This is a genomic window from Syntrophomonas curvata (assembly GCF_052976825.1).
Genome location: NZ_CM129641.1, coordinates 1,859,020 through 1,883,147, shown reverse-complemented (window position 1 = coordinate 1,883,147; position 24,128 = coordinate 1,859,020). Strand labels below are relative to the sequence as shown.

Below are 24,128 nucleotides of genomic sequence, written 5' to 3'. Positions count from 1 at the left end.
TTTAAAGGGTTTTAGTTCTGCTTGCCTGTAGGGCCTGTGGCTTTAAAGGCGATGACGGGTTGGAAAAAGCCCGGAAAGAGCCGGGGGTCATTGCAGACCCCCGTAATTATGTTTAGGCTGATATCGGACAGGGAGGTTTTTTATGTGACCTTATGCTTACAACATTGACCATAAGCTTCCGCAGTTCTTCATTATAATCTTCCAGCGAGAGACGATAGTCGGTTTCGACAGTACCATGAATACTGTCGAATCCTTCCAGGTAGGCTGTGATCCAATCATAGCTTATCGCTTCCCGTTGTTCCTGACAAAAAAGATTTTGCCATTCTTCATTGGTTTCCTCCAGAGACAGAGGCTCAACCATAGAATCCAGTTCGAGGTAGTCCAGATAACGCTTGAACCAATCTGAATAGACATCATTCATGTTAGCGGCTCCGTTCATGTTATCACCTCTCTTCCTTTGTGAATGAAACAACAATCACATATTCTTATGTACTATTATAGCAGCTGTTACAGACAAATAAAGATTAATTATGACAAACATCGGTTTTTAGTGTCAAATTACCAAATTTTATTCGCAGTCTGCTACCTGGTCCTATGATATAATGACCGGGAGGAGGTTGTAGAAATATGATGAAAAACAATGAAATTAAAATATTACGCCTGATAATCACCATAATCGTTGCTTTGGGCATCCTCCTGGGCGGCTACAACCTTTACCAGAAATATATGGTAGAAAAGCCATTGAATGAAAAATTGTTGCATATGGAAGAAGTAAACAAGGTAGACGTCAATAAAGTTAATAAGTTATATTCCATCCAAGTCCGTCTGGGCAAGGTAGAGAATATCCAGAAAAGCTATGCCGACATAGATTCGATTATAGACAGCAGTATTAAGGGCAATTACGCCATTGAGATCAAGGATGGCAGAAACCAGAGACTGGGCAAGTTTTTTGATGATTTGCAGCCTGCGCTTTACCAGGGTCTGGCCCAAAAAGAGTTTTTATGGCTGGCTGAACAATTGGAGCAGCGGAGCCAGAGCCAGAATATAAAATCACAGTTGCGGGTTGATAATAAGCGGGTATATTTACAGCTGGAGGATGGTGATTCTTATCTTTACAGCATAATCGAACATACGGCTGGAGCGGAGCAGGAGCCAGGAAGGGGTAGGGATAATTGATTGAGGTTGTTTTAGGTTTGGGTCTGGCATCATTAATATTTTTAATCATAATCGGAGTTAATGTGATACCTCTGGTGTTAGTTGCGATGCTGCTGGCTTTCTTTTATTTTTTTATGCAGAACCAGGGTTATGTTAAATTCACGGAATTGGGCAAGGGCGCCACTCAAAATTCCCGGGTTGGCTTTGATGACATCGGGGGGCAGGAAACGGCTGTAAACGAGCTTAAGGAAGCCCTGCAGTTCATTGTAAAGCCGGAAGAGATATTTCATATGGGGATTAGACCGCTGCGAGGAGTATTGCTGGTCGGCCCCCCGGGAACGGGCAAAACGCTAATGGCCAAAGCTGCGGCCAGTTATACCGGTTCAGCTTTTATGGCTGCCTCCGGCAGCGAGTTTATTGAAGTCTATGCCGGCGTAGGTGCCAAACGGATACGGAAATTGTTTAGTGACGCCAGAAAAAGAGCGCAAAACGAAAAAAAACGCAGTGCTATTATATTTATTGACGAGCTGGATATCCTGGGTGCTAAAAGGGGTTCTCACAGCAGCCATATGGAATATGACCAGACCCTTAATCAATTACTGGTAGAGATGGATGGGATAAGCAGCGGCAGTGAGCCCTATGTGCTGCTGGTAGGCGCCACCAACCGGGCTGACATGCTGGATCCGGCTCTGCTGCGTCCGGGTCGGTTCGACCGGCAGGTACAGGTGGGTTTGCCCGATAAAGTGGGGCGCAAAAAAATACTGGAGATTCATACCCGTAATAAACCAGTGAATGATATAGCGATATTGGATGAAATTGCCCGGGCGACCTTTGGCTTTTCCGGAGCTCATCTGGAAAGTCTGGCCAACGAAGCAGCCATACTGGCGCTGCGGGAAGAGGCTACCAAGATTGATAGCCGGCATTTTAGAGAAGCCATTGATAAAGTGATCATGGGTGAAAAATTAGACCGCAGGCCTTCGCCGGAGGAAATGGAAAGGGTCAGCATCCATGAAAGCGGGCATGCTCTGGTCAGTGAAATGCTGGAACCGGGTTCGGTCTCTTCACTGACCATCATTCCCAGGGGGAAAGCGCTGGGATTTATGCGCAAATCCCCTCAGGATGACCAGTATTTATACACCCGGGAACAGATGGAAAAACAGATAATGGTTATGCTGGCCGGGGCCGTGGCGGAGGAAATAAAGTTTGGCAATCGCAGTACCGGAGCCAGAAGTGATTTTAACCAGGCCTGGAAATTGTCCCGGGAAATTGTAGAGGCCGGATTGTCTTCACTGGGTATTATAAGCGGTGATGATGTTCCCGGTGAAACCCTTTACCGGGAATGCCATAAAATTATCAGCAATTTGGAGGAAGCTACCCTGGAGCTGTTAGGCAAAATGGAAAGGTCTCTCCTGAATCTGGCCCGATCCATGGTGGAGGAGGAGACTATTGACCGGGAACGTTTCCTGCAGTTTGTCTGTAAGCCAAAACCACAGGCTATACAGATTTGCACTCTCTATGGGGCACGCCCTTAGATTACAGTTAAACGCTCACATAGTCCGCAGTTCTAGCTTTTAACTATATATAAACCTTGTTGATCTATTTTCTTATGTGATTGCGGACTGTAAATATCTATAAAGCGAGGCCGGGCATTGCCGATGCCCGGCCTTTTTGTCGGGGCTGAACCTGAACCCGGACGCTTCTTCTGTCACACGCCTCAAGATATGAATAAAAATGCAGCAAGTTTCGATATATAGATGAAGGAAATGCTTATACTAAAAGGGTAAGGAGATGAAAGAAGTGTATAAGGCATGTATAATATCAACGGGAACTGAGCTGTTGCTGGGCTCAACCGTAGACAGCAACTCCCTTTTCCTATCGCAGAAGCTAAGCGATCTGGGGCTTCGGGTTATTTCCCGGTATACGGTCGGCGATAATCGGGAACAGATTCATAATGCCTTTAAAAATGGCCTGGAAATGGCCGATCTGGTCATTGCCAGCGGAGGCTTGGGGCCCACTTTGGATGATTTGACTAAAGAAGTGGCCTGTGAGGTTGCAGGCTGCGAAATGCAGCTGGTAGAGGAAGAAGTCCTGCGCTTGAAGGAATTTTTTGCCCGGCGCAGACGGGATATGCCCCAGGAAAATTTAAAGCAGGCCATGTTTCCGCCGGAGGCCGTAATCCTAAGGAATTTAAGAGGAACCGCGCCGGGGATGTATCTCAGGAAAGACGCCAAGGTGCTGGTTTTGTTGCCCGGTCCGCCCCGGGAAATGCAGGCCATGTACCTGGACGAAGTAGAATCCTTGCTTAAGCAGGATCTGGCTCTGGACGAAAAGCTTTCGGCCAGCAGGACCATAAAGGTTATTGGTCCCGGTGAATCCCAGGCAGATGAAATGCTGGCTGATGTTATAAATGATCCCCGGGGCTGCAGCCTGGCTTTGCTGGCCCAAGACGGGGAGGTTCACATCAAGGTCACGGCTGAAGGCGAGAATGCCCAACACAGCCGGCAGATATTAAAAGCAATAACCCATCGGATTGAAGCTAAAATGGGTAAATATGTTTTTGGTTATGATGAAGATACTTTGACCGGGGTAGTAGGGGAATTACTGGCCGGCTCGGGTAAGGCCCTGGCTCTGGCCGAATCCTGTACCGGCGGGCTATTGGCCGGGATGATTACGGAAATACCGGGGAGTTCGGGCTATTTTTGGGGTTCAGTGACTTCCTACAGTAATGAAGCCAAAGTAAAACTACTGGGGGTGAAACCGGATACGCTTGACCGCTACGGAGCAGTCAGCCGGGAAACGGCCGAAGAGATGGCCCGGGGAATACTTGAACTGTCGGGGGCGGATTACAGTTTGGCTGTTACCGGTATTGCCGGGCCTGATGGCGGAAACCAGGATAAACCGGTGGGTCTGGTATATATAGCTCTGGCTGATAAAAACCGTGTTACAGTTAAAGAAATGCATTTTACCGGTGCCCGGGAAGCTATTCGCAGCCTATCAGCCAGAACCGCCCTGGATTTGTTAAGAAGGCAATTACAGATATAATATTCGGAGGCAGCATATGAGAGTTTTTATTGCTATAACCGTACCTGAAGAAATTAAACAGCAAGCACTGCAGGTTAAGGAGGAACTGGTTAAGTTCAGACCCGATATCAAGTGGGTTGAATATGGAAATTACCATATTACGCTTAAATTTTTGGGCGAGGTCGATAGTCAGCTTAATGATATCAAGGCCAGACTGTTTCAGGCAGCTCAGGCCTGCCCGCCGTTTAAGCTCGTCACTTCTGAAATCGGATTCTTCCCTGGCCGCAGCCGGCCCCGGGTTGTATGGATGGGGGTTAAGGGGGAACTGGAAAAGGCTCGATTTTTAGGGGAGCGAGTTGATACATACCTTAACGAACTGGGTTTTGAAGCTGAGAGGAAACGCAGTTTTCACCTTACTCTGGGAAGAATACGTTCGGAAAAGGAAATAGAGAAAATTCTAGCCCAAACGGGCATCATCAACAACCGGCTGAAGAGATATGACTTCACCATAAGCGAGTTCAGCTTGATGGAAAGCCGCCTCTCCTCCACTGGCCCGGAATATTCGGTTTTGGAAAAATACAGACTGGAAGGATAATGGCTAAGAGGGCAGGTTTACTGCTTTGGCAAGCTTGTTTTTGCTTGCTAAATTATGGATAATAATGATTGACATTTAGAAAGGGTATATATTATCATAGATTCTAAAGAGGCGAACATATGTTTGAGGAGGGGCAAAATGGATAATAATCAGCTGAACCAGGGCAGGATAGACGCTTTAAATAACGCTATCAAGGGTATTGAAAGGCAATTTGGCAAGGGATCGATAATGAAATTGGGCGAAGCGGCGGCCATGAATGTTGAGGTCATATCTACCGGTTGTCTTTCCCTTGACCTGGCTCTGGGAGTAGGTGGTTTGCCCCGGGGCAGAGTCATAGAGATATTTGGACCGGAATCATCCGGTAAAACTACGGTAGCTCTGCATGCCATAGCCCAGGCTCAGAGTGAAGGGGGCATGGCAGCCTTTATTGATGCGGAACATGCCTTGGATCCGCTCTATGCCCGTAAGCTTGGGGTGGATATTAATAATTTGCTGGTATCCCAGCCGGATTCCGGTGAGCAGGCCCTGGAGATTGCAGAGGCCCTGGTCAGAAGCGGGGCCATAGATGTTATAGTAATCGACTCGGTGGCAGCATTGGTTCCCAGAGCTGAGCTGGAGGGGGATATGGGCGACGTCCATGTGGGACTGCAGGCGCGCTTGATGTCCCAGGCTTTACGGAAGTTAACCGCCCATATCAGTAAATCCCGGGCCTGCACCATATTCATCAACCAGATCCGTGAGAAGGTGGGCGTAGTATATGGTAATCCGGAAACCACGACGGGGGGACGGGCCTTAAAATTTTACTCATCGGTGAGAATAGAAGTAAAAAAAGCCGATGCTATAAAACAGGGAACAGATATTATCGGTAACCGCACCCGGGCCAAGGTGGTTAAGAATAAGGTAGCGCCACCGTTTAAAACGGCAGAGTTTGATATTATGTATGGCTACGGTATTTCCCGCGAAGGAGATTTGCTGGATATAGCGGCTGAGAAGGAAATTATTCAGAAGAGCGGCTCGTGGTATTCCTATGAAGGGGAGAGAATGGGACAGGGCCGGGAAAATGCCAAAGAATACCTGAAAAACAACGGTGAATTCACCCGTATGCTGGAAAACAGGATCAAGGAAATGGAAAAGGCCAGGCTGCTGGCTGCCAACCATACGGAGGAATCTTGACACTATTAGGTAAAGTAACTAAAATTGATATATAACTCTGTTAAAGAAGTAATCCTGGTGATTGAACCATATAGACTACTGTTAGTGTTTTTCCAGTGAATGGATAATGCGATAGTGGGGATATATGCAAAAAGCATATACTCTTTCATTTGGAGATATACGTTGGTTGTCTGTTGGGTTAAGGTGAGCAAGTAGACTTACCGTGTGTTGCGAGCGATTTAATAATGCTCAAAAAATGTGGCAATAGAAGATTTTGCCACACTAAAAGCGGCATGCTTCATTACAGGATTCTTCTTAAAAACCGGGTTTGTACTCGGTTTTTTTTGTTTATGGTATTCACGACATAAAATAATTTAGTGAGAAGGGGGTGAAAACATCACACTTGGAAGTTTCATAATTATAACGCTTTCTTTGGCTGTGGGTCTGGCGGCAGGGTATTATGGCCGCAGGCTTATTGCCGAAAGCAGAATCGGCGCTGCTGAAGAAGAGGCGTCACGTCTGGTCGAAGAAGCCTCCAAAGAAGCCGAAGCCCGGAAAAAGGAAATTCTTCTGGAAGGAAAGGAAGAAATTCACCGCAATCGGCAGGATGCGGAAAAGGATATCCGTGATCGCCGTCGGGAACTGGATCGTGTTGAAAGACGCATAATTCAAAAGGAAGAGATGCTGGACAAGAAGTCGGAAAACATGGAGAGAAAAGAACAGGCTCTGCATGATAAAGAAAGGGATTTGGAGAAGACTCAGCAGGATCTGCAGCTTATTCTCACCCAGCAACTCAAGGAATTAGAACGGTTATCCGGTTTAACTTCAGAGGAAGCCAAAGAATTGTTGTTATATAATGTTGAGCAACAAATCCGCAAAGAAACCGCAGTAATGATAAAGAGTATAGAGACGGAAGCGAAAGAAGAGGCTAATAAACGAGCCAAAAACATTGTTTCACTGGCGATTCAAAAATGCGCTGCCGATGTAGTTTCTGAAACCACGGTTTCGGTAGTGGCATTACCCAATGATGAGATGAAGGGAAGAATAATCGGCCGGGAGGGCCGTAACATTCGCACATTCGAAACCTTAACCGGTGTAGATCTGATAATTGATGACACACCTGAAGCGGTAATTCTTTCATCTTTTGACCCTATACGCCGGGAGGTGGCCAGAGTTGCACTGGGCAATCTGGTATCGGACGGGCGTATCCACCCTGCTCGTATTGAGGAGATGGTTGAGAAGGCTCAGAAGGAGATTGAGCAGGAGATAAGGGAAGTGGGAGAACAGGCGGCTTTTGAGGTGGGAGTACACGGGCTGCATCCGGAATTGATAAAGTTGCTGGGAAGGCTCAAATACCGTACCAGCTATGGGCAAAACGTACTCAGACATTCGGTGGAAGTGGCTCACCTGGCTGGAGTTATGGCATCAGAGCTTGATGTAGACGTAGCCTTGGCCAAAAGGGGCGGTCTGCTCCATGACATAGGCAAAGCGGTTGACCATGAGGTGTCAGGTCCGCATATAGAGATTGGTGTAGATCTGGCTAAAAAGTATCGTGAAAGCAAGGAAGTAATAAATGCCATAGCTGCCCACCATGGAGATATTGAGCCGGAGCACATCGAGTCCGTGCTGGTGCAGGCGGCCGATGCCATTTCAGCTTCGCGCCCGGGAGCTCGACGGGAGACTTTGGAAGCCTATATTAAGCGTCTGGAGAAGCTGGAAGCGATTGCTGATTCCTTTGACGGAGTAGAAAAGTCGTTTGCTATTCAGGCCGGCAGGGAAGTCAGAATAATTGTAAAACCTGAAGAGATTGACGACCTGCATTCGATCAATTTGGCCCGTGATATTGCCCGCAGAGTAGAGGACGACCTTGATTATCCGGGACAGATTAAAGTGGTGGTTATCCGCGAAATGCGGTCAGTTGAATTCGCTAAATAATGAATAGTATTAAAAAGCAGGGCAGCAGCCCTGCTTTTGCTTTTGGGTGTTAATTTTTGCATATCGGGCACAGGAGGAATTTGGGCCTGGCTTGAAGAAATGTTTATTATTGATTTTTTAAGGGGAAGATGCTTAATGAATGAAACCGGCCTGGAAATATTTTTGAATGTATCCGTCAACTTTCCCGAAATTAACATTGTCAAATACGAATATAATAACGATTTACTTATTATTGAAGTAGTATTGACCAGGGAAATTGACAGTACTCAGAAGGAAAGCTTTATCAGCAAAGCCCAGCAACATATCAATGCATTACATACACTAAACCGAAGTAAACCCGAAACTTTAAGTATCAGATTTAAAAGTGTGGGCGGACTGACCTTTTTGCGCCTTTACCGGGATGCTCAAACCCTGGGCGGAAAAGAAATTAATTTGTTTATGACTTTATTGGGAGAAGAGTTTTATGATTGCTTGCTGGATGAAGGCAATAGTACAGCCAGGCCTTCTTTCCGAAGGCAGGTCGAAAAGGATTTGCTGAAAAAGCTGGGTGCCAGTTCAAACACGGATTATCTTTTTGCTTATCGGGATCACGGTAAGCTATGTATGTTTAACAGGTAAATTGGAGGACATTGGCTTTGAATATACTAATAATTGCCGATATCGTAGGCAGGCCGGGCAGAAAGGCGATAAAGACCTTATTACCCCAACTGCAAAAGGAAAATAACATAGATTTCATTATTGCCAATGCGGAGAATGCTGCCGGCGGAAGAGGCTTAAACCGTCAGGTGATGAACGAGCTGCTGGGGAGCGGCATCGATGTCTTAACTATGGGCAACCATGTCTGGGATAATAAAGATATCTACGGCTTTATCGACGATGAATTTCGCCTGATAAGGCCGCTCAACTTTCCTCCCTATTGTCCGGGCCAGGGATATCATATTTACACCGGCGGCATCGGTAAAAAAATAGCAGTTATAAATGCGATGGGCCGTGTCTTTCTGCCGGCTCTGGATTGCCCTTTCCGAACCGTGGAAGAGGTGTTGAAGGAAATCCGGGAAGAATGTGATATTATAATAATAGATATTCATGCCGAGGCAACTTCGGAGAAATTAGCCCTGGCTTATTATTTTGACGGCAAAGTTACGGCAGTGGTCGGAACCCATACCCACATCCAGACTGCGGATGAGCGGATTATGCCCGGCGGCACCGCCTATATTACCGATTTGGGCATGACCGGTCCCACAGAATCCATTTTAGGTATGGATAAAGATATGGTTATAAAAAAGATAATCTATCAGCGGCCGGTGCGGCTGGAAGTTGCCGGCGGCTCAGCCCAGCTGCAGGGGGTTGTCTTAAAAATAGATGAGGCAACCAATAAAGTTCTAAGAATCAATCGGGTCAGCCTGTCGACAGATGCTTAAAGTGCTGTCGAACCGGCCGGGAGATTTCCTCAAGATTGGCATTTTCCAAAAAATATGAAAAATTATCCAAAAGAGTTTACCAAAAAGAAGGAATTACCATATCAACTTAGAATATACATTTAGGAGAGCAGCCGATCTAATAATAATCTAATCTTGAGGGAGGTTATTTTATGGAGGTATTAAAGGTTTCAGCCAAGTCCAGTCCAAATTCAGTTGCAGGAGCACTTGCAGGTGTTCTTAGGGAAAAAGGAGCTGCAGAAATACAAGCTATAGGTGCGGGCGCAATTAATCAGGCCATTAAAGCAATCGCTATTGCCCGAGGATTTGTTGCTCCCAGCGGGATGGATCTGATATGTATACCGGCTTTTACGGATATAATTATAGATGGAGAGGAAAGGACAGCCATCAAGTTAATCATTGAGCCCCGTTAAAGTTTGGGCTGGCAGCGGAAAACCTTTGTTGGAGTATAAAAACCTGCTTGGTGTAAAAGCAGGTTTTTTTATGGAGGCAGATATGAGAATAGTTGATCTTCATTGTGATACCATTTCGTCCATCCAAAAAAGCGGTGAGACATTGCTGCGTAATAGCCGCCACTTTGATGCTGCGCGTGCCCGGCAGGCAGGAGTCGGGCTGCAGTTTTTTGCGCTCTTTGCCCCGCCCGCCGGCATGAATGAAGCATTGCGGCAGATACTAAAACAGGTATATAAGTATCATGATGAAATGAGCCGGCACCAGGAGCTTTTACATCCGGTATTATGCTATGAGGATATAATCCGGGCTGATGAGAGCAATAAGATTGGCTGTCTGCTGCACTTGGAAGGTGCGGATGCGCTGGGAGCCGATGTGGAAATCCTTTATCTCCTGCAGCGATTGGGATTGCGCAGCCTGGGCCTTACCTGGAACAACCGCAATCTTCTGGCGGATGGGGTAGGGGAAGACCCCGGAGCCGGAGGAATCAGTAAAAAAGGCCGGGAAGTAATCCGTTTGCTGGATCAGCTGGGAATAATTCTGGACTTGTCCCATGTATCCATGCGCAGCTTTTACGATGCCCTGGAGATTTACCCCCAACCGGTACTGGTCAGCCATGCCAATGCCCGGGCTCTCTGTAACCACCCCAGAAATCTGGATGATAAACAGTTAAAAGCACTGGCTGACAACGGAGGAGTAGTTGGCGTCAACCAGGTACCCGATTTTATTAAAGCAGACTCAAATCCCAGTATGGGTGATCTTCTTGACCATCTGGCATATATAGCCGGGCTGATTGGGGCAGAACATGTGGCGCTGGGGTCAGATTTCGATGGTGATGACGCTCTACTGATGCAAGGGGTGGAGGAGTACGGCAGATGGCCTGATTTACTGGCATCCAGGGGCTTCACCGGCAGCGAAATCGCCATGATTCTGCGGGAAAATGCCTTAAGGGTCATCAGGGCGGTATTGTAAGGGTTAATATTTAAACAGGAAAGCTTACGGCGGAAAGGCAATATATGATTGACGGATACGATCTGCATGTTCATACTACGGCTTCGGACGGCGCCTTAACCCCCTATGAGGTGATAGACGCAGCAAGCAGTATCGGACTCAAAGGCATAGCCCTGACCGACCATGATACGGCAGCCGGCCTGGAGCCGGCCCGGAGGTATTTGGAACGTAACCCTGGTTTAAGGTTGGAACTTATCCCCGGCATTGAATTAAACACTGAAGCCGGAGATGAGGAAGTCCATATTCTGGGGTATTTTATCGACCCTGAAAATGCAGCTTTAAATCAACATTTACGGGATATTCGAACATCACGGCATGACCGGGCCTTAAAAATAGTAGACCGTCTGCAGCAGGCCGGGCTGGCAATCAGCTTTGACCAGGTACAAAAGCTGACCCGGGGAGAGTCTATGGGAAGGCCGCATATCGCCCGGGCCTTGATTGAAAACGGTTATGTCAATTCTATTGAAGAAGCATTTGATAAATATATCGGGCGAGGAAGACCTGGTTTCGTTCCCCGCTATAAATTTTTACCGGCAGAAGCGGTAGAATTGATAAAAGGTGCCGGCGGTATTGCCGTACTGGCTCATCCGGGGTTGCTTAAAGTGCCGGAAAAGATTATTGAAATAATAAAACTGGGAATAGAAGGGCTGGAGGTATATTACCCGGAGCATAGCGGGGAGCAGCAGCAGGAATTGGCAATTTTGGCCGGGCAATACAAGCTTTTGATAACCGGCGGTTCTGACTTCCATGGACCGGCCAGTCAAGAAAGCCGGGCCGGTTTGGGTTCCAGCATTATTTCCAGCGAACTGCTGGCGTGCATGCGTTTGCATCTAAGCTCAAGGCCAAAATTTAATCGAGCTGTCCCGGGAACCTGATTATCCCTGTAAGCTGCACCCTTAAATAACGACCCGAGAGAACAACAGTTTCCTCATAAAGAGTTATTATCCCATAATAATCAAAAAAATATTAAGCCTTGAGAAGGATTTCTCCTTAACTTTGTAGAACATACCAATTATTTGGTAAAGTTTTGCGGAGGGTAGGGAGATAATGAAGAAAATTGTTGCGGTAATGTTTTTGGCTTTTTTATTTCTGCAAACCACCAGTAGCGATCTTATGGCCCAGGAACTCCAATATCAGGTTAAAGCGGGCGACTGCTTATGGACTATAGCTCAAAGTCATGGTATTAGTATAGACTATCTCAGGAAAGTCAATAATCTGCAGTCTGATTCCATTCAAATCGGCGACATGCTAAACGTAGGAAACGGTAATCCCGCCATGGCGACTCCCTCCCGGGGAACGGAAACTGGTCTGGAGGCTGGCTGTTATACGGTTAAAGCCGGCGACAGCCTTTATCAAATTGCTTTAAACCATGGAATTACAGTGGAGATGCTGAAACAAACCAATAATTTATCTTCAACTATGATATACCCGGGTCAGAAACTATTAATCAGTATCAGGCAAGCCGTACCTTCAAGGGCCGGAACCATTGTCAGCGCGGACCTGGTGCTGGCCAAAGCGGCCGAGCACCTGGGTACGCCCTATAAATATGGCGGGCAAGGGCCGGGAGGTTTTGATTGCTCCGGGTTTGTCAGTTACATATTCGGCCAGTTTGGCTATAAACTGCCCCATAACGCAGCGGGCCAGGCAAATCTGGGCATTGCGGTAAATAAGGATGAGCTTTTGCCCGGAGACCTGGTATTTTTCGACGGTAATACCTCTCACATTAATCATGTCGGTATCTATTCGGGCAACGCACAATTTATTCATTCCAGTTCACCCCGAAGCGGGGGAGTCATATATTCATCACTCAATGAAGCATACTATGCAAGCGGATATGTATCCGCCCGCAGAATCATACGCTAACTCAATTGGGGGTATAAAGGTGGAAGACAATTTTTTTGGCATTCCCTCTACCGTTTTTGGCAGCCAAGAGTGGATGGAACTAGAAAAAAATGAATTCGAGCTTGGTCCCGAACAGTTGCTGCAAGCAATAACCAGCAAGAAAACTTGGTCCAACCAGGAAATATTGTGGGTCTTAAAGCGGTTGATCTATTACTACGGGAAAAAGGACGCGCTCTTGAAAAAGGCTCCGCCCGAGCGGTTGATGCTCAATATGGTGGATGTACTGAGGGCCTTTTATGTTATTTTCGATATATCCGATCCGGAACTGGATGAAAACCTGCGCAGTTATGTCTGTACCAAACTTACTGATGCTGCTTGGGGAATTAGCTCCCCCACCCGGGAGTACCTGTACAAAATAAAATAAATTGGCCACTTCTCTGGAATACCATTATAAAAAGAAATTGCCTGAGGAGGAATTTAAAAGCAGGTGTCGAAACTATAGGGGGGGGAGTGTACTTTCCAGTAGTGTTGGGGGGATATGATGGTGACAACAGGCAGCCGTGAACAGAATATCCGTCGCGTTATTGAGATGGAAGACAGGATATGCCAATGCCTACGGTGCCCATCACTGGTAAGGTGTCTAAGGAAGCCATCCATGGGAAAAGGTGAACTGGAACCCGAGGGGATGCTGATTTTTGAGTACGATAATAACTTTACCAGGGATATCAACAAGGTGATTACCTTGCGGAATTTGATTAAAGCCGAACTGAAATTGGATAAGGTCTATCACACCTTTATGGTCAGATGCCAGCCCAAAGCCTGTGCCTCGCGCCAGAGTGTCAACTGCTATGGTGAAGGCAAATGGATTACCAAGGATTATGTCTGCCTGCTCAGTGGAAGAAACTGTGATGGCATCCCTGTAAAACCAGGCACCGGAGAAATAATCTCCTGCTTGCCTTTCTTACTGGAGGAAATCGAAATTCTTCACCCCGGCTATTTAATTTTATTTGGAGAACGGGTAGCAGAATTTGTCCTCAAAGCATACGGCATTTATAATAGCATTGAAGTAAAGCAGTGCTATCAATATGAACAGATGACATTCCTCACTACTGTCGAAGAGGGTAATTTTCGGCAGGAACACTGCAAGGATCTCGCTAGCTTTTTAAGCAAATAACCATGCCACATCATATGAAGCGCTAATCTCATCTAATTTTACACTAACGACATATCCTGCTGTTTCCCTGATTTCATAGAAGCCTTTGGGAATTTTATTTCATTACCGAATTAACCGAGTAAGAGAGTTATTGCTTTACTTTCGTTACTGCCTATTTCCTGAATTGTAGATAAATCTGGATAAAAAGTGTTTATATGCAATATGGATAAGAATATCCGGACGGGGGGTGATGCAACCAGTCTGCACTTTGGATAACAATTGGGGAAAGGAGTGAGCTTGATGAGTAATGACAATCTTAACAAAACGTTTGCCATGCTGGAAAGTTCCACTGAAAAACTATGGGATATGTGGTTGGTGACATTGGGCAGTATGTCATGGTCGCAGGAACAAATCGAGAATATGGGGCGCAAATACCTGGAGCAGCGTCAGATGGCCAGAGAAGAGGCCAACAAGGTAATCGAGGAGCTAACTAATCAGGCTAAAAAGAATCAGCAGCAAATGCAGAAAATGATACAGGAAGCAGTAAGCAATGCATTTGATAACATTGAGATTCCTACTTTTAATTATATAGACCAACTATCCCAAAAAGTGGATGAGTTGTCTAAAAAGGTAGATAATCTTTAGATGCTCAAGGAACGACGGTAGCGGTTATGGCCCCCGGGGGTCATAACCGCGTTGTATTATAAAAGTCTCGATAGGAGGGTGCAAGGATAATGCCGGAAGACAGCAAGGCCAAACGGAAACAGGCAGATGCAGGGGAAAGAATAAGCATGCCGGATTTTGTCGAACTATGGAAGGAATTATATTTTCAAGCCGAGGAATCATGGGCCAACGCCACTAAAGAGTTTATAGGAAGCAAAAATTTCATCGGGATTCTGGATGAAATCAGGGATCAGTACCTGTCTTTCCATAAAATATCCCAGCAGAATACCGATCAGTATTTTGAAGCCAATCCGCTTCCCTCCAAAAAAGATATTGCCAGGATAGCTGAATTAATTATTGGGCTTGAAGATAAAGTGGATGATTTCGATCTGCATTTCTCCAATAATATTACCATGATAACCAACAGCCTGGTAAAGCTGGTGGATTATCAGGAGGTTCTGAAACAGGAGATAGCAGCATTAAAACGGGAAAATTCCAGTCTCAATAAAAAACTGGAGACCGTAAATAAAAGGCTGAACACTTTGGTTAAGTCACAGATTGGTGTGAAAGAAGCTGCCGCCGCAGAGGATAAAAAGCCGAAAACCCCTGGCAGGAGCAAGAAAAAAGACAGCTTGGATTAATTGTATGTGGGGGTGGTTTAATGATAGAGCATATTTATAGCGAACTGAAAATTGGAGACAAGGGTTACATCGAGAAAACCATTACCGAAACCGATGTCTATCTTTATGCCGGAATAACCGGTGATTTTAGCTGGCTTCATGTCAATGAGGTCAGGGCCAAGAGAGGGCATTTTAAAACCCGGGTGGTACACGGCATGCTGCTGATCGGCCTTATTTCCAACGTGGTAGGCAACCGTATGCCCGGTGCCGGTACCATTTATGAAACTCAGAATATTGACTTTTTAAGAGCCTGTTACATCAATGACACCATCAGAGCTCAGACCGAGGTTATTGAAAAGCTGCCCCGGGGGAGAGTGAAGCTAAGAACCTGTTGCTACAACCAGTATGATGAGGTGATTCTGGATGGAAGAGCTATTGTAATTCCACCACGCGAACATATTATTGAACAGACCTTAAAACAAATCAGTGAGGGGTAAAAAAATGAGGAAAAAATCTCTTTTATTAAGTGGCAGTGCCGATGAATTGGGAGAGCAGTTGCAGGAAAGCTATGACCGCATTATGGAAAGCACCCGCCGATGGGCGGAAATAATCAGTTTCGACCCTGATCCCCAAACCGGGATGACTCCCAAGGATATAGTCTGGCGGAAGAATAAATCCACCCTCTACCGCTACTGCAGCAGCAATCCCATCAGGCGCCGAACCCCGGTATTAATTTTGTATGCATTGATTAACAAGGCCTATATACTGGATCTTACTCCGGGTATGAGCCTGGTTGAACATCTGGTCGATGCCGGTTTTGACGTATATATGCTCGAATGGGGGGATTTTGAATGGGAGGATCGCCATTTAACTTTTGCGGATTTAGTATTCGATTACATAGCCCATGCGGTTCATAAGGTTTGCCAGTTTTCGCGCTGTGACGAACTGAGCCTTGTCGGCTACTGTATGGGTGGAACTATGGCAGCTATGTACGCCTCGCTGTTCAAGTTCCCCCGGATTAGAAACATGATTTTTCTGGCTGCCCCCTTTGATTTTGAAGATGCCGGCATATCGTCCCGGTGGCTTAAATCAGGTCATTTTGATGCCGATAAAATAGCGGATACCTTTGAACTGGTTCCCCGGGATTTTATTGATTACGGAGTCAAACTCCTGAATCCGGTAAACAATTTCTGGGGTACCTACACCAGGTTGTGGAAGGTAATAGATGAGGGAATGTCAGTAAAATCATGGAAGGTGCTGAACAAATGGGTGAACGACAACACCAACTTTCCGGGAGGGGCCTACCGGCAGTGGATTCGGGACATGTATCAGGAGAACCTGCTGGTCAAGGGAGGCATCAACCTTCGGGGCCAGAAAGTGGATTTAGGGGATGTTGAGTCGGCCATACTGGTACTGGCGGGAGAAAAGGACCATATTGTATTACCTCACCAGGCGAGAGCGGCTGTGGACTGTATGGGCTCCCAGGATAAGAGCTATTATGAATTTCCCATAGGGCATGGAGGGTTGGTTTTCGGCGGCATTGCCAAAAACCGTGTGTTCCCCCTTATCAGCCAATGGTTGGGCGATAGATCCTGACCGAAAGGAATAAGTTGACAGAGAACAGGGGATGGGCTTTGGCCTGTCCCCTGTTCTTTTAACGCTGCTAATTGAATAAAGATGGTCAAAAAGGGCAAGTGGAGGCTGTAAAATGATCAACCCCCTTTGGTATCAAAAAAGCCAGGCTGAGATTCTGGAGCAGCTTAATACCAGTGCGGAAAACGGTCTCAACAGCAAAACCGTACAGCAAAGAAGCGGCGAACCCCCCAATGTGATTGAGGAAGGTCCCGGAACCAGTCCTTTGTCAATATTCTTCAAACAGTTTACCGATACCATGGTGATCGTTCTTCTTGGTGCCACTGTTGTTTCCGGAATAATTGGAGCGATGGCTGATGCCATTACTATAATGGCGATTGTAATACTTAATGCCGTTCTGGGTTTCATCCAGGAATACCGGGCGGAACGTTCCCTGGAAGAAATAAAAAAACTGGCTTCCCCTTTTGCCCGGGTACTCAGAAATGGGAAAAAGCTTAGTATTCCCACCCGGGAACTGCTGACCGGAGATATCGTCTTAATCGAAGCCGGGGATAGGATACCGGCAGATTTAAGGTTATTGGAAAGCAGCAGCCTGGAAATTGATGAAGCATCCCTGACCGGTGAATCCGTTCCCATAACCAAAGACCCATGGGCTGCGCTTTCCGGGGAAACACCTCTGGCGGAAGTTGCCAATATGGCCTTTATGGGAACCGGCGTAACCCGAGGGCGGGGGAAGGCCGTGGTGGTTGCCACCGGTATGGATACCGTCATGGGGGAAATAGCCCGCATGATGAAAAATGAGAAAGAGGATCTGACTCCCCTGCAGGTTAAGCTGGGTCAACTGGGCAAATACCTGGTCATAGTCTGTCTCCTGGTCTGCACTCTGGTTACCCTTATGGGCATATACCGGGGAGAACAGGTACTGACTATGTTTTTAGCGGGTATAAGTCTGGCGGTGGCAGCCATACCTGAAGGCCTGCCTGCTATTGTGACTATTGTTTTGGCTCTGGGAGTACAGCGGATGGCACAGCGAAACGCTATTATCCGCAGATTGCCGGCGGTTGAGACCCTGGGCTGCACTACGGTTATCTGTTCGGATAAAACCGGAACCCTCACCCAGAACAAAATGACGGTGAAAAAGATGGCGACCCTGGATCATACCATAATGGTGGAAGGTGAGGGCTATAATCCGACCGGACGATTTATCCTGGGCAAAAAGGATATTGATCCGGGAGAAGATAAGGCTGCCGGCATTTTGCTGGAAGTTGCCGCTAATTGCAATAATTCCAGCCTGGAGAAGCAAAAGGGAGGGTACCGGATAAGCGGCGACCCTACTGAAGGAGCTCTTCGGGTTTTAGCCGCCAAAGCCGGATTTAACCCGGAGTATGCCCGCCTGCACGAAATACCGTTTGATTCCGAGCGTAAGCTGATGAGTGTCGTTATTGACAGGCACGGTGAACCGGTTCTGTTGGTCAAAGGCGCCCTGGAAGTGATTATTGCCCGGTGCACCAGTGTCATGGAGGGCGGCAAAGTAACCGTTTTTACGTCCCGGCACCGCAATTACCTTAATCAACTGCAAGAGGAATGGGCTAACCAGGCATTGCGGGTACTGGGCTTTGCCTGTAAAAAATTATCAAGCAGTGAGCTTGCCGCTCCCGATGAAGGGAAATGGGAAAACAAACTGGTTTTGGTAGGGATTTGCGGTATGATTGACCCTCCAAGGACCGGAGTCAAAGATTCGGTTCGGGTTTCCCGCCAAGCTGGAATCGTACCTCTGATGATTACCGGCGACCATCCGGTGACCGCCAGGGCCATCGCGGCCGAGATCGGCATTGCGCCGGAAGAACAGGTAATTGCCGGGCCCGAGATTGATCAGATGAGCGACGAGGAGCTTTATCGCGGGGCAATAAAAAAACGGGTGTTCGCCCGGGTATCGCCCCAGCACAAGAATCGAATCGTGAAGGTATTGAAGAAGCATGGTCACGTTGTGGCTATGACCGGTGACGGGGTTAATGACGCACCGGCATTAAAGGCGGCTGATATTGGTGTAGCTATGGGCATTACCGGCACTGAAGTCAGTCGTGAGGCATCAGCCATGATTTTGGCCGATGACAATTTTTCCACCATCGTCAATGCAGTTTATGAAGGCCGGGCGATATATGATAATATAAGGAAGTTCATTCGCTATTTGCTGGGATGCAACATTGGTGAAGTTTTGGTAATGTTTACGGCATCATTGCTGGGTATGCCGCTTCCGTTGCTGCCGATTCAGATTCTATGGATTAACCTGGTTACCGATGGCCTGCCGGCCATGGCTCTGGGGCTGGAACCGCCGGAGCCGGGCATAATGCAAAGAAAACCGCGGCCTCGGGATGAGGACATATTTGCCCGGGGACTGGGAAGAATCATACTGGGACGGGGAATATATATCGCCTTTGTTGCCCTGCTGGCTTTTGCAGTTGGCATGACGGTCAGCCGCATGAACGGAGTGCAGGATCTCGGCATGGCTCGAACCATGGCTTTAACTACCCTGGTATTGGCACAGCTGTTCTATGTTTTCGAGTGCCGTTCCGAAAGGTTTTCACCATTTGAGTTGGGTTTTTTCACCAATCGTTTTCTGGTAGGGGCGGTGCTCTGCTCAGTTTTTATGCAGGTCTTGACCATATACTGGCCGGTTTTGCAAAATATTTTCAAGACCGTGCCCCTTGACGGCTGGCAGTGGTTATTGATTCTGTTTATAAGCGGTTTTCGGCTGCTGGGAAAATTTATTCTGTATACCTGGCAGAGGCTTTTCCTTTCAGGTTTTGAATATGGTAAAATTAATGCTTAGCAGGACTTTTAGTTTATTACCACTATAATCAGGGGCAAACCGCCAAAGCAATGGTTACGCCAAGCATAGGGAAGTATTATTAGAATAGCCTTAAGTTTGAATGATAAGGCTAAACCCAGTAGAGGCTGTAAAATAAATAGGCATGAAGAAAGGTAGAGTTCAACCATGGTAAAGAGTATGACCGGTTTTGGCCGGGGTCAGGTGAATGCGATGGGCTACCAGGTTAATTGCGAAATCAAGGGTGTCAATCATCGCTATTTTGACCCATTTATTCGGATATCCAGGCGTTATAGCTCACTGGAAGAGCGCATTAAAGAAGAATTGAGAAAGTATGTCAGCCGGGGCAGGTTGGAAATCAACATTAATATTGAGAAAACCGGAGAATCGAGAAGGAATATCAAGGTTGACAAAGATTTGGCGATAGCTTATTATAACTATTTGAAAGAAATAGCAGAAAAACTAAATATTTCGCAGGAAATCCGCATAATTGACGTTTTCCGTTTGCCCGAGGTGTTCGGCCTGGAAGACGAAGAGGAAAATTTGGAAACAGTCTGGGCAGTTCTTAAGCAATCGGTGGATCAGGCGGTAGAATGTCTGGTGGATATGCGGATAAAGGAAGGTATTAACCTTGCTGAGGATATCCGGACCCGGAACCGGATGATTTCAGGGATGGTTGAACGGCTGGAGGCCCGGTCACCGGAAGTCAGCCGCGAATATGGCGAACGCCTGAGATGCCGGATAGCAGAGTTTATGGAGCAGGATGGGATAGATGAACAGAGGCTGCTGCAGGAGATAGCCATATTTGCCGATAAATCCAGTGTAACCGAAGAGATCGTAAGACTAAAAAGTCACACCGATCACTTGGAAGAATTGATGCAAGCCCAAGATTCGGTTGGACGCAAATCTGATTTCCTGGTGCAGGAGATGTTTCGCGAGATTAATACGATAGCCTCCAAGGCCAATGATCTGGAAATGAATCGGATAGTTGTCGATGCTAAGGCTGAGTTGGAGAAAATAAGGGAGCAATTACAAAATATTGAGTAACAGGAGGTGAACCCGGTTTATCCGGTATATCTATGGACATTAAATTAGTGAATATTGGTTTTGGGAATATAGTCGCTGCCAACCGGATAGTTGCTATTGTTAGTCCGGAATCGGCGCCAATCAAAAGGATCATTCAGGAAGCCAGGGAAAAAGGAGTATTGATAGACGCTACCTATGGGCGCAGAACCCGGGCCGTTATTATATCGGACAGCGCTCATGTAATTTTGTCTGCAGTTCAACCCGAAACCGTAGCCAATCGTTTAACCTCAAAAGATTCTAGTGATGACGTCTAATTACGAAAGCTGGTAATCCGATGACCCGCAAAGGTATCCTTTTTGTAATATCGGGTCCCTCCGGAGTAGGAAAAGGGACCATAAAAGATGCTGTGCTCAGGAAAATAAATGATGTGCAATTATCAATTTCAGCTACCACCCGGGAACCACGTACAGGAGAAGTAGACGGCAGGGATTATTTTTTTATAGGTTCATCCGCTTTTAAGCAGTTGATAGACCAAGACTTATTATTGGAATGGGCTAATGTATATAATAATCTCTATGGTACCCCGCGTCAGTTTGTAGACCGGAATATTAACCAAGGCAGAGATGTAATGCTCGAAATTGATATTCAGGGAGCCCTTCAGGTAAAGGAGAAGATGCCGGAAGGGGTATTTATATTTATAGCTCCTCCAAGCTTGGAAGAACTTGCCTGCCGGCTTATAACCCGGGGAAAAGATGCCGCCGATAGTATAGAATTGCGTTTGGCCGCCTGTAAATGGGAAATGGAACAGGTAAAACATTATGATTACCGGGTATTAAATCAGGACTTGGACACTGCGGTAGATATGGTGAGTTCTATTATTATTGCAGAACGCTGTAAAATCAAGAATTTAAATATGGGGTGTGATATGATTGATTCCTCCTTCAACCAAGGATTTAATGGGAGTGGCCAATAGCAAATATGCAGTAGTAGTTGCAGTTGCCCGCAGGGCCCGAAAGCTTTCCGAAGACAAGAAAAATAACGAGAACTACCGCCTTTCTACGGTGGTTACCTCAGCCCTGGATGAGATTATGAGCGGCAAAATCGTAATTGTGGAGGGCACAGAAAAACCAGAGGAGGTTTAATATGGCTAAGACCGTTGGTATAGGAATAACGGGAGGTATTGCCGCCTATAAAATTGCCGAACTGGTAAGCATGCTAAAAAAAGACGACCTCGATGTTATAGTTATAATGACGGCAGCAGCTACCGAATTCATAACCCCCTTAACCTTCAGAACCCTTTCCGGACGTGAAGTGCTGGTAGACCTCTGGGATGATTCCCGGGAATGGAAAGTTCAACATATAGGGGTTGCAGAACAGCTGGATATGTTGGTTGTTGCCCCGGCTACCGCCAACTTTATTGCCAAAGCCGCCCATGGCATTGCCGATGATCTCCTTTCTACGGTTGTCTTGGCCAATACCTCGCCTTTGCTGGTAGTCCCTGCCATGAACCATAATATGTATAAGAATCAGGCGGTTCAGGATAACATCAGAACATTGAAAGAATACGGCTATAAAGTCATGGAGCCGGACAGCGGCGCTCTGGCCTGTGGTGTAAGCGGCCAGGGAAGGCTGCCGGAGATAGGCAGTATATATAATGAAATCAAGAAAATGCTGTATCCCCTGCAGGATTTACGCGGCAAACGTATCATGGTCAATGCCGGAACAACCTGTGAGGATATTGACCCGGTACGATTTATTGCCAACCGCGGGACGGGGAAAATGGGCATAGCCATAGCCGAAAATGCGGTTGACCGCGGTGCTGACGTTATCCTGGTATGCGGCAATTCCCCGTTGGAAACGCCGGCGGGAGTCAAATTCGTCCCCGTCTGGGGGGCCGAGGAAATGTGCGAGGCCATGCTGAAATATCAGCCGGCCTGCGATATTATAATTGGAGCAGCAGCCGTAGGTGATTTCCGGATTAAGGATATGGCCGAGCAGAAGTTAAAGAAGTCGGACAATCAATCCGAAGAATTAACCCTTACTCTGGTGGGGACCCCGGATATTTTAAAAACCCTGGGTAAGAATAAACCGGGCAATCAAATTATGGTCGGTTTTGCCGCCGAAACCGAAAATATAATAGCCAATGCGCAAAAGAAATTAGAGAGTAAAAACCTGGATTTTATTGTTGCCAATGACGTTACTATGGAAGGCGCCGGTTTCGCCAGCGACACCAATATAGTAACCTTTATCAGCCGCAGCGGCGAGATAGAATCTCTACCCAAGATGAGCAAGCAGGATGTGGCCGCAGCCATATTGGACAAGGTGGTCAAACTGCTGTAAATAAAATATGAGGAGTTGAGGGAAATGGCAAGAAACCTGTTCACCTCGGAGTCGGTTACTGAAGGCCATCCGGACAAGATAGCCGATCAGATTTCTGATTCAGTGCTCGACGCTATTCTGGAACAAGACCCTATGGGTAGGGTAGCCTGTGAAACTATGGTAACTACCGGCTTAGTTCTGGTTTCAGGCGAGATAACTACCAACTGCTATGTAGATATACCGCGCATCGTGCGTAATACTATAAAAGAAATCGGCTATACCAGGGCTAAATACGGCTTTGATTGTGAAACCTGTGCGGTCATTACCTCATTGGACGAACAATCCGGTGACATTGCCATGGGTGTCAACCAGGCTTACGAAGCTAAAAAAGGAGAAATGTCGGAGGCGGAATTGCAAGCCATAGGGGCTGGTGACCAGGGAATGATGTTCGGGTATGCCAGCAATGAAACCGATACCCTGATGCCTATGCCCATATATCTGGCTCACAAAATGGCATATCGCCTGGCTCAAGTGCGTAAAAGCGCGCTTGTTGATTATCTTCGTCCTGACGGCAAGACTCAGGTTACCATAGAGTATGAGAATAACAAGCCTTTAAGAGTAGATACCGTAGTCGTTTCCACCCAGCATCATCCCGATATCGACCGGGCCACGCTGGAACGGGACATAATCGAGCAGGTTATCAAAGCCAGTATCCCCGAGAATATGCTCGACAGCTCGACCCGTTATTTCATCAATCCTACCGGCAGGTTTGTGGTGGGCGGCCCCCAGGGAGACTGCGGCTTAACCGGCAGAAAGATTATTGTCGATACATATGGCGGTATGGCCCGGCATGGCGGGGGAGCCTTTTCCGGCAAAGACCCCACCAAAGTCGATCGTTCGGCATCATACGCCGCCCGCTACGTAGCTAAAAACCTGGTAGCTGCAGGGGTTGCCGACCGTTGTGAAATTCAGGTAGCCTATGCCATCGGGGTAGCCAAGCCTCTTTCAATCCGGGTGGACACCTTTGGTACCGGTAAACTGAGCGATGACAAAATCATTGCGTTGATTAACCGTAATTTTGATCTGCGTCCCGCAGCCATTATCAGGGATCTTGATTTAAGAAGGCCGATATACAGGAAAACTGCGGCCTACGGACATTTTGGCCGTCAGGATCCTGGGTTCAGTTGGGAAAAAACCGATCGGGCTGAGCAAATACGGATGCAGGCAGGATTATAGCTGACATAGTCTGTAAAACGGGGAGACAGGGAAAAAAACGGGATTAAAATCCACATATCATGAAACGATTAAAGGCGGGATATCCCGCCTT

General features: G+C 46.9%; 26 protein-coding genes. 25 read left to right on the top strand and 1 reads right to left on the bottom strand.

Annotation, left to right across the window (positions count from 1 at the left end; genetic code table 11):
- Positions 1-112: 112 nt before the first annotated feature.
- Entirely contained in the window at positions 113-439 is a 327-nt protein-coding gene (locus ACU70B_RS08385; protein WP_447183116.1) for a hypothetical protein, read from the bottom strand.
- Positions 440-627: 188 nt separating this feature from the next.
- On the opposite strand from ACU70B_RS08385, the gene ACU70B_RS08380 reads away from it, so the two are divergent.
- From ACU70B_RS08380 to metK, 25 genes are all read left to right on the top strand, one after another.
- Positions 628-1,176: a hypothetical protein gene (locus ACU70B_RS08380; protein WP_447183115.1), complete on the top strand. Its 549-nt coding sequence runs from the start codon at positions 628-630 to the stop codon at positions 1,174-1,176.
- Complete coding sequence (locus ACU70B_RS08375) at positions 1,173-2,687, top strand: AAA family ATPase (protein WP_447183114.1); 1,515 nt, start codon at positions 1,173-1,175, stop codon at positions 2,685-2,687. The genes ACU70B_RS08380 and ACU70B_RS08375 overlap by 4 nt, the downstream gene beginning before the upstream one ends.
- Before the next feature lie 256 nt (positions 2,688-2,943).
- Positions 2,944-4,197: a competence/damage-inducible protein A gene (locus ACU70B_RS08370; RefSeq protein ID WP_447183113.1), complete on the top strand. Its 1,254-nt coding sequence runs from the start codon at positions 2,944-2,946 to the stop codon at positions 4,195-4,197.
- 16 nt (positions 4,198-4,213) lie between these two features.
- Positions 4,214-4,771: an RNA 2',3'-cyclic phosphodiesterase gene (gene thpR, locus ACU70B_RS08365; protein ID WP_447183112.1), complete on the top strand. Its 558-nt coding sequence runs from the start codon at positions 4,214-4,216 to the stop codon at positions 4,769-4,771.
- Positions 4,772-4,909: 138 nt separating this feature from the next.
- On the top strand, positions 4,910-5,944 hold the full coding sequence (recA, locus tag ACU70B_RS08360; RefSeq protein WP_447183111.1) for a recombinase RecA: 1,035 nt from the start codon (positions 4,910-4,912) through the stop codon (positions 5,942-5,944).
- A gap of 375 nt (positions 5,945-6,319) precedes the next feature.
- Positions 6,320-7,858: a ribonuclease Y gene (rny, locus tag ACU70B_RS08355; protein ID WP_447185734.1), complete on the top strand. Its 1,539-nt coding sequence runs from the start codon at positions 6,320-6,322 to the stop codon at positions 7,856-7,858.
- 135 nt (positions 7,859-7,993) lie between these two features.
- Positions 7,994-8,476, top strand: coding sequence for a hypothetical protein (locus tag ACU70B_RS08350; RefSeq protein ID WP_447183110.1), 483 nt, complete (start codon positions 7,994-7,996; stop codon positions 8,474-8,476).
- Positions 8,477-8,493: 17 nt separating this feature from the next.
- Complete coding sequence (locus ACU70B_RS08345; protein WP_447183109.1) at positions 8,494-9,279, top strand: TIGR00282 family metallophosphoesterase; 786 nt, start codon at positions 8,494-8,496, stop codon at positions 9,277-9,279.
- Positions 9,280-9,449: 170 nt separating this feature from the next.
- Positions 9,450-9,710 (top strand): stage V sporulation protein S, encoded by a 261-nt coding sequence (locus ACU70B_RS08340; protein ID WP_447183108.1) that lies wholly within the window; start codon positions 9,450-9,452, stop codon positions 9,708-9,710.
- A 70-nt stretch (positions 9,711-9,780) separates the two neighbouring features.
- The gene (locus ACU70B_RS08335) at positions 9,781-10,719 is read left to right on the top strand and encodes a dipeptidase (RefSeq protein ID WP_447183107.1); all 939 of its coding nucleotides are present in this window, start codon (positions 9,781-9,783) and stop codon (positions 10,717-10,719) included.
- Between the two features lie 44 nt (positions 10,720-10,763).
- Entirely contained in the window at positions 10,764-11,633 is an 870-nt protein-coding gene (locus ACU70B_RS08330) for a PHP domain-containing protein (protein WP_447183106.1), read from the top strand.
- Between the two features lie 172 nt (positions 11,634-11,805).
- Positions 11,806-12,621, top strand: a complete 816-nt coding sequence (locus ACU70B_RS08325; RefSeq protein WP_447183105.1) for a C40 family peptidase — start codon at positions 11,806-11,808, stop codon at positions 12,619-12,621.
- 19 nt (positions 12,622-12,640) lie between these two features.
- Positions 12,641-13,024, top strand: coding sequence for a hypothetical protein (locus ACU70B_RS08320; protein WP_447183104.1), 384 nt, complete (start codon positions 12,641-12,643; stop codon positions 13,022-13,024).
- 231 nt (positions 13,025-13,255) lie between these two features.
- Positions 13,256-13,774 (top strand): uracil-DNA glycosylase family protein, encoded by a 519-nt coding sequence (locus ACU70B_RS08315; RefSeq protein WP_447183103.1) that lies wholly within the window; start codon positions 13,256-13,258, stop codon positions 13,772-13,774.
- A 279-nt stretch (positions 13,775-14,053) separates the two neighbouring features.
- A complete protein-coding gene (locus ACU70B_RS08310; protein ID WP_447183102.1) occupies positions 14,054-14,398 on the top strand; it encodes a phasin family protein in 345 nt (114 codons plus the stop codon).
- Between the two features lie 89 nt (positions 14,399-14,487).
- Positions 14,488-15,057, top strand: a complete 570-nt coding sequence (locus ACU70B_RS08305; protein WP_447183101.1) for a hypothetical protein — start codon at positions 14,488-14,490, stop codon at positions 15,055-15,057.
- 20 nt (positions 15,058-15,077) lie between these two features.
- A complete protein-coding gene (locus ACU70B_RS08300) occupies positions 15,078-15,533 on the top strand; it encodes a MaoC family dehydratase (RefSeq protein WP_447183100.1) in 456 nt (151 codons plus the stop codon).
- Between the two features lie 4 nt (positions 15,534-15,537).
- A complete protein-coding gene (locus ACU70B_RS08295) occupies positions 15,538-16,632 on the top strand; it encodes an alpha/beta fold hydrolase (protein WP_447183099.1) in 1,095 nt (364 codons plus the stop codon).
- Between the two features lie 112 nt (positions 16,633-16,744).
- Positions 16,745-19,459 carry a calcium-translocating P-type ATPase, SERCA-type gene (locus ACU70B_RS08290; protein WP_447183098.1) on the top strand — a complete coding sequence of 905 codons (2,715 nt, stop codon included), beginning with the start codon at positions 16,745-16,747 and terminating at the stop codon, positions 19,457-19,459.
- 165 nt (positions 19,460-19,624) lie between these two features.
- Positions 19,625-20,503 carry a YicC/YloC family endoribonuclease gene (locus tag ACU70B_RS08285; protein ID WP_447183097.1) on the top strand — a complete coding sequence of 293 codons (879 nt, stop codon included), beginning with the start codon at positions 19,625-19,627 and terminating at the stop codon, positions 20,501-20,503.
- Between the two features lie 32 nt (positions 20,504-20,535).
- Entirely contained in the window at positions 20,536-20,796 is a 261-nt protein-coding gene (remA, locus tag ACU70B_RS08280) for an extracellular matrix/biofilm regulator RemA (RefSeq protein ID WP_447183096.1), read from the top strand.
- A gap of 20 nt (positions 20,797-20,816) precedes the next feature.
- The gene (gmk, locus tag ACU70B_RS08275; protein ID WP_447183095.1) at positions 20,817-21,455 is read left to right on the top strand and encodes a guanylate kinase; all 639 of its coding nucleotides are present in this window, start codon (positions 20,817-20,819) and stop codon (positions 21,453-21,455) included.
- Positions 21,439-21,624 (top strand): DNA-directed RNA polymerase subunit omega, encoded by a 186-nt coding sequence (locus tag ACU70B_RS08270; RefSeq protein WP_447183094.1) that lies wholly within the window; start codon positions 21,439-21,441, stop codon positions 21,622-21,624. Before gmk ends, ACU70B_RS08270 begins: the two co-directional genes overlap by 17 nt.
- 1 nt (position 21,625) lies before the next feature.
- Positions 21,626-22,822, top strand: a complete 1,197-nt coding sequence (gene coaBC / locus ACU70B_RS08265) for a bifunctional phosphopantothenoylcysteine decarboxylase/phosphopantothenate--cysteine ligase CoaBC (protein WP_447183093.1) — start codon at positions 21,626-21,628, stop codon at positions 22,820-22,822.
- A 24-nt stretch (positions 22,823-22,846) separates the two neighbouring features.
- A complete protein-coding gene (metK, locus tag ACU70B_RS08260; RefSeq protein WP_447183092.1) occupies positions 22,847-24,037 on the top strand; it encodes a methionine adenosyltransferase in 1,191 nt (396 codons plus the stop codon).
- Positions 24,038-24,128: the final 91 nt, after the last annotated feature.

Coding starts and splice junctions, on each gene's coding strand:
- ACU70B_RS08385 (WP_447183116.1), bottom strand. CDS start 439: ATGAACGGAGCCGCTAACATGAATGATGTCTATTCAGATTGGTTCAAG.
- ACU70B_RS08380 (WP_447183115.1), top strand. CDS start 628: ATGATGAAAAACAATGAAATTAAAATATTACGCCTGATAATCACCATA.
- ACU70B_RS08370 (WP_447183113.1), top strand. CDS start 2,944: ATGAAAGAAGTGTATAAGGCATGTATAATATCAACGGGAACTGAGCTG.
- thpR (WP_447183112.1), top strand. CDS start 4,214: ATGAGAGTTTTTATTGCTATAACCGTACCTGAAGAAATTAAACAGCAA.
- recA (WP_447183111.1), top strand. CDS start 4,910: ATGGATAATAATCAGCTGAACCAGGGCAGGATAGACGCTTTAAATAAC.
- ACU70B_RS08350 (WP_447183110.1), top strand. CDS start 7,994: ATGAATGAAACCGGCCTGGAAATATTTTTGAATGTATCCGTCAACTTT.
- ACU70B_RS08340 (WP_447183108.1), top strand. CDS start 9,450: ATGGAGGTATTAAAGGTTTCAGCCAAGTCCAGTCCAAATTCAGTTGCA.
- ACU70B_RS08335 (WP_447183107.1), top strand. CDS start 9,781: ATGGAGGCAGATATGAGAATAGTTGATCTTCATTGTGATACCATTTCG.
- ACU70B_RS08330 (WP_447183106.1), top strand. CDS start 10,764: ATGATTGACGGATACGATCTGCATGTTCATACTACGGCTTCGGACGGC.
- ACU70B_RS08325 (WP_447183105.1), top strand. CDS start 11,806: ATGAAGAAAATTGTTGCGGTAATGTTTTTGGCTTTTTTATTTCTGCAA.
- ACU70B_RS08315 (WP_447183103.1), top strand. CDS start 13,256: ATGGGAAAAGGTGAACTGGAACCCGAGGGGATGCTGATTTTTGAGTAC.
- ACU70B_RS08310 (WP_447183102.1), top strand. CDS start 14,054: ATGAGTAATGACAATCTTAACAAAACGTTTGCCATGCTGGAAAGTTCC.
- ACU70B_RS08305 (WP_447183101.1), top strand. CDS start 14,488: ATGCCGGAAGACAGCAAGGCCAAACGGAAACAGGCAGATGCAGGGGAA.
- ACU70B_RS08300 (WP_447183100.1), top strand. CDS start 15,078: ATGATAGAGCATATTTATAGCGAACTGAAAATTGGAGACAAGGGTTAC.
- ACU70B_RS08295 (WP_447183099.1), top strand. CDS start 15,538: ATGAGGAAAAAATCTCTTTTATTAAGTGGCAGTGCCGATGAATTGGGA.
- ACU70B_RS08290 (WP_447183098.1), top strand. CDS start 16,745: ATGATCAACCCCCTTTGGTATCAAAAAAGCCAGGCTGAGATTCTGGAG.
- ACU70B_RS08285 (WP_447183097.1), top strand. CDS start 19,625: ATGGTAAAGAGTATGACCGGTTTTGGCCGGGGTCAGGTGAATGCGATG.
- remA (WP_447183096.1), top strand. CDS start 20,536: ATGGACATTAAATTAGTGAATATTGGTTTTGGGAATATAGTCGCTGCC.
- gmk (WP_447183095.1), top strand. CDS start 20,817: ATGACCCGCAAAGGTATCCTTTTTGTAATATCGGGTCCCTCCGGAGTA.
- ACU70B_RS08270 (WP_447183094.1), top strand. CDS start 21,439: ATGGGAGTGGCCAATAGCAAATATGCAGTAGTAGTTGCAGTTGCCCGC.
- coaBC (WP_447183093.1), top strand. CDS start 21,626: ATGGCTAAGACCGTTGGTATAGGAATAACGGGAGGTATTGCCGCCTAT.
- metK (WP_447183092.1), top strand. CDS start 22,847: ATGGCAAGAAACCTGTTCACCTCGGAGTCGGTTACTGAAGGCCATCCG.